At 63.8% G+C, this 6,635-nt stretch carries 9 protein-coding genes; 3 read left to right on the forward strand and 6 right to left on the reverse strand.

Features of this window, described 5'->3' with window-relative positions; translation table 11 throughout:
• Positions 1 to 119 precede the first annotated feature (119 nt).
• Both Q0C64_RS12950 and Q0C64_RS12955 read right to left on the reverse strand, forming a co-directional pair.
• A complete protein-coding gene (locus Q0C64_RS12950; protein ID WP_294124256.1) occupies positions 120 to 782 on the reverse strand; it encodes a DUF998 domain-containing protein in 663 nt (220 codons plus the stop codon).
• Positions 783 to 785: 3 nt separating this feature from the next.
• Positions 786 to 1,124, reverse strand: a complete 339-nt coding sequence (locus Q0C64_RS12955; RefSeq protein ID WP_294124257.1) for a metalloregulator ArsR/SmtB family transcription factor — start codon at positions 1,122 to 1,124, stop codon at positions 786 to 788.
• Between the two features lie 91 nt (positions 1,125 to 1,215).
• Here Q0C64_RS12955 and guaA point away from each other — a divergent pair, with 91 nt between their 5' ends.
• Positions 1,216 to 2,793 carry a glutamine-hydrolyzing GMP synthase gene (gene guaA, locus Q0C64_RS12960; RefSeq protein ID WP_294124258.1) on the forward strand — a complete coding sequence of 526 codons (1,578 nt, stop codon included), beginning with the start codon at positions 1,216 to 1,218 and terminating at the stop codon, positions 2,791 to 2,793.
• Between the two features lie 100 nt (positions 2,794 to 2,893).
• The gene (locus Q0C64_RS12965) at positions 2,894 to 3,355 is read left to right on the forward strand and encodes a DUF417 family protein (protein ID WP_294124259.1); all 462 of its coding nucleotides are present in this window, start codon (positions 2,894 to 2,896) and stop codon (positions 3,353 to 3,355) included.
• Between the two features lie 51 nt (positions 3,356 to 3,406).
• On the opposite strand, the gene Q0C64_RS12970 is transcribed toward Q0C64_RS12965, so the two are convergent.
• The 4 genes from Q0C64_RS12970 to Q0C64_RS12985 form a co-directional block, all read right to left on the reverse strand.
• Complete coding sequence (locus Q0C64_RS12970) at positions 3,407 to 3,892, reverse strand: nuclear transport factor 2 family protein (RefSeq protein WP_294124260.1); 486 nt, start codon at positions 3,890 to 3,892, stop codon at positions 3,407 to 3,409.
• 147 nt (positions 3,893 to 4,039) lie between these two features.
• A complete protein-coding gene (locus tag Q0C64_RS12975; protein WP_294124261.1) occupies positions 4,040 to 4,573 on the reverse strand; it encodes an SRPBCC family protein in 534 nt (177 codons plus the stop codon).
• Positions 4,573 to 4,950 carry a metalloregulator ArsR/SmtB family transcription factor gene (locus tag Q0C64_RS12980; protein WP_294124262.1) on the reverse strand — a complete coding sequence of 126 codons (378 nt, stop codon included), beginning with the start codon at positions 4,948 to 4,950 and terminating at the stop codon, positions 4,573 to 4,575. Before Q0C64_RS12980 ends, Q0C64_RS12975 begins: the two co-directional genes overlap by 1 nt.
• A 68-nt stretch (positions 4,951 to 5,018) precedes the next feature.
• Positions 5,019 to 6,164 (reverse strand): endonuclease/exonuclease/phosphatase family protein, encoded by a 1,146-nt coding sequence (locus Q0C64_RS12985; protein ID WP_294124263.1) that lies wholly within the window; start codon positions 6,162 to 6,164, stop codon positions 5,019 to 5,021.
• 142 nt (positions 6,165 to 6,306) lie between these two features.
• On the opposite strand from Q0C64_RS12985, the gene Q0C64_RS12990 reads away from it, so the two are divergent.
• On the forward strand, positions 6,307 to 6,635 hold a 329-nt coding region (locus Q0C64_RS12990), incomplete at its 3' end, for a hypothetical protein (protein ID WP_294124264.1).

Consider the following 6,635-nt stretch of genomic DNA (forward strand, 5'->3'; position numbering starts at 1 on the left):
GGGTCGGTATAGGCTTCCCACACCAGATCGATCGGGGCGTCGATCGTGCGCTCCAGCACCAGGTCAAGTTTGTCGGTCATCATTGTTCTCCTTTTTTCAATCAAATGTTTCGATGGATGTTAGAGTTGCGGGGCAAGGGCGGTTGCCCCGGCCTGGGCCGACTGGCCGGCGAGCTGCATCACGACGATCGCCAGCCAGACCCAGCCAATGATCGCGGCGATGAGGAAGGCGACACCGGGGGCCATGGCGCCGGTCATGCCGAGCGCCACCAGCAGCGGCATGAAGATGCCGGCCAGCAAAGAAGGCAGGGATGATCCGCCTGAAAATCGCCGCGCGGCGACGAAGCAGGCGGCGATCAGCGAACCGAACGCGACCATGAAGGCCATGGAATGGATTATGGCGCCGGGCGTCATCAGCGGCAGCTGGTCGTCCGGCGTTCCGGCCGGGAAGCCGCAGCACGCCGGCGGCGGGAAGATGCCGGCGACCACCAGGCCGAGGCCGTAAAGACCGATCAGGACCGGCAAGGCGCGCCGTCCGCGTCCCTCGGCGATGATGCGTGACAGGCCAATCGCACATAATATGGTCATCAGGCCCGACAGGATGAACGCGGCAGTCATGGTCCAGCCGCCTTCGCCGAGGGTGAGGTTGCTGACCGCCTGGCGTTGCAGGTCGAAACCAGGCCGGGTCATGATGCCATAGGTCGCAACGCCCAGGAACAGGACCCCGGCCAGCTGGCCGGCGGTCAGGAGCCCACGGTCCGCAGGGCTTATCTCACAGACCATTCGTCATTCTCCCTTATCTTTCAATTCCATCACATATTCTTCGAAGCGGTCGTGGCGCTTTTCCCATTCGGAGCGGCGGTCGACGAGCCATTGCTCGGCCGCGGCCAGCACGCCCGGTTGCAACCGGCAGGTGCGGACGCGGCCCTTCTTCTCGCTGCGGATCAGCCCGCTGCCTTCGAGCGCCTGCAGGTGCTGGAGCACCGCGGGCAGGCTCATCTTGAGCGGCTGGGCCAACTCGCTGACCGAAGCCGGTCCCTGCGCCAGCCGGGCAAGCATGCCGCGGCGGTGGGGATCGGCGAGCGCCTGAAAGGCACGATCGAGACGAGTCAAATCCTTAAGCATGTGCTTAACTATCGAGTCGCGATAGCTGAGTCAACACACTTAAGTCATCACTTAACTTTACAGTGAGGCCGAGGCCCATTATCGGCCCGCCATGGAGCACCCCGAAACTATCCTCATCGTCGATTTCGGCAGCCAGGTGACGCAGCTGATTGCGCGCCGGGTGCGCGAGGCTGGCGTCTATTGCGAAATCGCCCCGTTCAGCCATGCGCTGGCCGCCTATGAGCGGATGAAGCCCAAGGGCATCATCCTGTCGGGATCACCCGCCGGGGTTCCGGAAGAAGGCAGCCCGCGCGCGCCGCATGAGCTGTTCGAAAAGGGCCTGCCGATCCTCGGCATCTGCTACGGCCAGCAGGTGATGAGCCACCAGCTTGGCGGGCGGGTCGAGCCGGGCAACCAGGGCGAATGGGACGGCGAGTTCGGCCGCGCCTTCATCACCATCACCGAGGAATGCGCGTTGTTCGACGGGCTGTGGGCGGTCGGCGAGCGGCACCAGGTGTGGATGAGCCACGGCGACAAGGTCACTGCCTTCGCTCCCGGATTCCGGATCGTCGCGGTCAGCGACGGCGCGCCGTTCGCGGTGATCGCCGACGAGGAGCGTCAATTCTACGGCACGCAATTCCACCCCGAGGTGGCGCATACGCCCGACGGCGCCAGGCTGATCGCCAACTTCGTCCATCGCGTGTGCGGGCTGAAGGGCGACTGGTCGATGGCCGCCTATCGCGAGACCAAGGTCGCCGAGATCCGCGAGCAGGTCGGTGTTGGTCCGCATGGGGGCAAGGTCATCTGCGGACTATCGGGCGGCGTCGACAGCTCGGTCGCGGCGATCCTGATCCACGAAGCAATCGGCGACCAGTTGACCTGCGTGTTCGTCGACCACGGCCTGCTGCGCCTTAATGAACGACAGCAGGTCGAGACCTTGTTCCGCGACCATTACAATATCCCGCTGGTCGTGGTGGACGCGGAAGAGCGCTTCATGGCCGGCCTCGCGGGCGTCACCGACCCCGAGGCCAAGCGCAAGTTCATCGGCGCCGAGTTCATCGCCGTGTTCGAGGAAGAAGCCAACAAGCTGGGCGGGGCCGACTTCCTCGCCCAGGGCACGCTTTATCCGGACGTGATCGAAAGCGTCAGCTTCACCGGCGGACCGTCGGTGACGATCAAGAGCCACCACAATGTCGGCGGGCTTCCTGAGCGGATGAATATGAAGCTGGTCGAACCCTTGCGCGAACTGTTCAAGGACGAGGTGCGCGATTTGGGTCGCGAGCTCGGCCTCGACGAGCGGTTCGTCGGGCGGCACCCGTTCCCAGGGCCGGGCCTCGCCATCCGCATTCCGGGCGAAGTGACCAAGGAGCGTTGCGATATCCTGCGCAGGGCCGACGCGGTCTATCTCGAGGAGATCCGCAACGCCGGGCTGTACGATGCGATCTGGCAGGCGTTTGCCGTGCTGTTGCCGGTCAGGACGGTCGGCGTGATGGGGGATTACCGCACCTATGACAGCGTCTGCGCGCTGCGCGCCGTGACCAGCGTCGACGGCATGACCGCCGACATCTACCCGTTCGACGCCGCCTTCCTGTCGCGCTGCGCGACGCGGATCATCAACGAGGTCAAGGGCATCAACCGGGTGGTCTACGATTATACGTCGAAGCCGCCCGGAACGATCGAGTGGGAGTGAGCCGCCATTCATCGACACGATAACCGACCGGCATTGGAGTCGGGGCCGGGATTCCTCCGAGATGCGCCGCAAGCAATTTCGCGGATCGGAGGAGGACAGAATGAAAGCAACGGGAGTAGGTAGCGAGCGGCTGGGAGAGGAGTCGCTGCGCTGGAGCCTCGTCATCATTTTCCTGCTGTTCGGCACGGCCAAGTTCGCCGCCTATGAAGCGGAGGGCGTCGCGACCATCGCCAAGGACTATTGGCTGTTCTTCTGGCTCTATCCCCTCGGCGGCGTGCGGTTCGCCAGCAATGTAATCGGCACGCTCGAACTCTCGACCGGGCTGATGCTGGCCTTGGGGAGCCGCTTCACGCTGGCATCGCTGATCGGCGGCACGATGGGGATGTGCACCTTCCTGGTCACGCTAAGCTTCATGATCGGCGCGCCGACCGCGTTCGAGCCGGGCTACGGCTTCCCGTTTCTCGGCTCGTCGGGCCAGTTCCTGATGAAGGACCTGGTCCTGCTCGCGGCATGCTTCAGCCTGGCACTGGCTGCCCTCAGGCGCCTTCGCAGCGACGCCTGATCGCCGGATGGGCGTGAGCGAGCCGGCGCACCGGCCCGCTCACCAGGCCGCCTATTGATCCGGCCCGCGCACCGGGGCGAAGTTGGCGTGGACGAGCATCCAGTGCCCGCCCTCCCGAACATAAACGCGTGTAGACTTGGCGAGGTTCGGCTCTGTCTTTCCGTCCGCGCCACGGGTGATCCCCGCGTAATTGTAGGTCAAGATCGCGGTATCCCCGTAAACCTGGACTTTGGCGTTCTGCATGTCGGCGAACACCGTCTTTTCATAGGGCGTAATCTCCGTGATGCGCGTCGCCATGGCCTTGCCGTCGATGCGGGTCGGATAGTCGGCGTTGAACTCGGTATAGTCGTCCGCAACGCTCGCCATTTGCTGCGCCGCGGGCTGGCCGGCCATGTCCGAGGCCCACTGGGCTCGGGTCAGTGCAATGACCTCTGCAGCGACCTTTGGATCTTCGCCAGCCCAAGCCGGGGTTGCGAGGAAAGCAGCACAAACCGTCCCGCCAATGGCGAGCGTACGCAAGGTGGATGCAAGTTTCATGTCTTGCCCCTGCTGTGCGCAAACGGGTCTCTAAATGGCCGGCACCATCATTCCCGGTTGCCCCGTGCCGGCGGCGGCGCCGTGCGCTCGTTTCGGAGGCGAGTCAATCGGGACGCCCCTGAATGAGGCGTCCCGGTTCAGTTGCCGTCAGGCCGGCAGGCGCCGCTCATATTCGGCTCTTAGTGCAGTCCAATTGTCCCAGAAGGGCAGCGGCTCTTCGCCGGTGAGACGCGCCGCCAGCACGTCGACATGCGCATGCCATCCGGCGCTGACCTTGAGCATCGTCGTGCGGTCGGGCAGGCGGCGGTGGACCAGGGTCAAGCGGACCATGTCACCGACCGGTTCCAGGTCGAACGTCACCTCGCCGGCGGTGCCGAAGGTGAAGCCGATCCGATGGGGCGGACGGAGCTCGGTGATTTCGCTCTGCATCTGATGCTCGCCGGTGAAGCCCTCCGGCGCCCGGCCCGGATTGTCCATCAGCTGGTTGTTGCGCCAGGTCAGTTCGAACGGCGCGCCGACGCGCATGTCCATCGTCCCGGATGCAAGCCACTGGCGGCGCAGATCGCTTTCGGTGAGGTAGGCCCAGACCCGGTCGATTGATCCGGGCAGCAGGCGCTCGATGGTCAGGGTGGCAGGCTCGGTCAGCACGCCATATTGTTGGGTGGTTGCCAGTTCGGTCATCATTTCTCTCCTTTGGGGGCTCGGGATTTCTTGGCTTCCGCCTTGCGGATATCGTCGTCGCGCAGCAGCTGTTCGAGAGCATCGAGCCGGCCGGTCCAGAAGCGCTCGTAATGGCGTAGCCATTGGTCGGCGCTGGCCAGGGGCCCAGGCTCGAGCCGGCAAATGTGGGTCCGCCCGCGCACGTCGCGGCGAACCAGCCCGGCGTCCTCCAGCACCTTCACATGCTTGGAAGCGCCGGCGAAGCTCATCGCGAACGGCTCGGCCAGTTCGCCGATCGACTTTTCGCCGAGGGCGAGGCGGGCCAGCATGCCGCGGCGCGTGGCGTCGCCGAGAGCACGAAAGACGATGTCCAGTTGGGGCGAATCATTATCAACCATGTGGTTGAATATGCGGATGCGGTTTTTGATTGTCAACCGATTAGTTGAATGACTGCGGTACCCGCAGGCTAAATCGCCAGATCCACCCAAATGGCCGCATGGTCTGATGCGGCTTCGCTCGCCTTGGTGATTTCGGGGAAGTGCGGCCACAGGGTCCCATGCACACCGCCCCACGCGCCGCGCAGTTCGATGCCGCCGGCAGTCACCTTCGCCATGAGAGCGGGTGAAAGCAGGATGTGATCGATCTTGTTCGACGCGTTGCAATTGCCAAACGTCCCCTTGCGGCCGCCATCGCTGAATCCGGGGAAGCTACTCACGTCCTTGAGGTCCGAGCCGCTACCAAGAAGCGGCGACAGCGGATCGCTGTCGAGCGTGTCGTTAAAGTCGCCCATGACCGCAATGTGATCGACGCCGTCCGCGCGAAGCCCGTCATAGATCTGGCGAACGCGCTTGGCTTGCGCCTTACGCCGCGCATTGGATTGTGCGGGCGTTCCATAGCCCTTGCTCTTGAGGTGATTGGCAAGCACGCACAAGCGCTTCCCGCCGGGAAGCGCGATATGGTATTCGGGGCAGTCGCGGCTGAACAAGGGTCCGGACGGACCGGCGTCGTCGACATGGCTGCGCATTAGCGAAATCTCGGCAGGTGCGCGGAGGAAGAGTCCGACGTCGATCCCGCGCTCGTCATTCCCGTCGATCAGCATGATGTGATCGTAGGGCGCCCCGCCGATCGCCTTAAGCACCTGTTCGTCAAAGCGGCATAGCGACGTCCGGTCCTCCGCTTCGATCACCACGAGGATGTCGGCGTTGACCGTATCGATGACGCGCGCGGTGTTTTGGGTCGCGACCTCGTTGACGGCCTGCTTCTTGAGTTCGAGCCAACCGATCCAGTCGCCTCGGCCGTTCGCAACGACTTGCACAGGACCGCTAACCGGTCGTTTGAGCAGCGAACCGCGATTGCGGCGCAGGATGACGAGGTCGCTCTCATCACGATTTTCAAGGCCCAGATCGGCGAGCCGAGTGAGGATATCAGCCTTGTCCCCCGCTGAATAAACGGGTTTCGCCAGCAGCGCATTGAGCTTGGAGTAGGCATCCAACGCCTTCCGCCCGGCGGACCATGGCGCAAGATTGTCATTTGGCTGGCCAACCCACTCGGCTTTGTTGAGCGCGGCTGCTCTGGAAAAGAGATTCTCGACGTTGAACGACGCGATTCGCATAGCGCCTCCTCCGACCGAGCGGAGAGGGCTTTAGCAGATGCGGATGGGCCTGCTCAAATGTTACTTGTCCGCGATGGAGCTTGCTTGCCAGTAAAGTCGTTCAAGCCCAAGCTGGCGGCGGTAATCTAGCGGGGGAAAAGCCATGACTGAGGACCAGGCGACAGCCGGAGGAGCAACTTCGGTTCCCGTCTGGTATTGGGTTGCCGCGATCGGCGCGCTGCTGTTCGAATGTCTCGGCTGCCTGCTCTTCCTGGGCGAGGTGCGCCTGACGCAGGAGCAGATCGCCATGTTGCCGCTCGACGAGGCGGCGATGCTGGGCGCCAAGCCAGACTGGTACTATGTCGCGTTCGGGGCCGCGGTATGGGTCGGGCTCATCGGAACGCTCGGCCTGCTGCTTCGCCGGCGCTGGGCGCAGCAGCTGCTGCTGATTTCACTGGTCGCGGTGGTCATCCAGTTCAGCGCGATCTTCAT

The sequence above is a fragment of the Sphingomonas sp. genome (genome assembly GCF_023266535.1).
Classification (GTDB): domain Bacteria; phylum Pseudomonadota; class Alphaproteobacteria; order Sphingomonadales; family Sphingomonadaceae; genus Sphingomicrobium.

Coding starts and splice junctions, on each gene's coding strand:
- Q0C64_RS12950 (WP_294124256.1), bottom strand. CDS start 782: ATGGTCTGTGAGATAAGCCCTGCGGACCGTGGGCTCCTGACCGCCGGC.
- Q0C64_RS12955 (WP_294124257.1), bottom strand. CDS start 1,124: ATGCTTAAGGATTTGACTCGTCTCGATCGTGCCTTTCAGGCGCTCGCC.
- guaA (WP_294124258.1), top strand. CDS start 1,216: ATGGAGCACCCCGAAACTATCCTCATCGTCGATTTCGGCAGCCAGGTG.
- Q0C64_RS12965 (WP_294124259.1), top strand. CDS start 2,894: ATGAAAGCAACGGGAGTAGGTAGCGAGCGGCTGGGAGAGGAGTCGCTG.
- Q0C64_RS12970 (WP_294124260.1), bottom strand. CDS start 3,892: ATGAAACTTGCATCCACCTTGCGTACGCTCGCCATTGGCGGGACGGTT.
- Q0C64_RS12975 (WP_294124261.1), bottom strand. CDS start 4,573: ATGACCGAACTGGCAACCACCCAACAATATGGCGTGCTGACCGAGCCT.
- Q0C64_RS12980 (WP_294124262.1), bottom strand. CDS start 4,950: ATGGTTGATAATGATTCGCCCCAACTGGACATCGTCTTTCGTGCTCTC.
- Q0C64_RS12985 (WP_294124263.1), bottom strand. CDS start 6,164: ATGCGAATCGCGTCGTTCAACGTCGAGAATCTCTTTTCCAGAGCAGCC.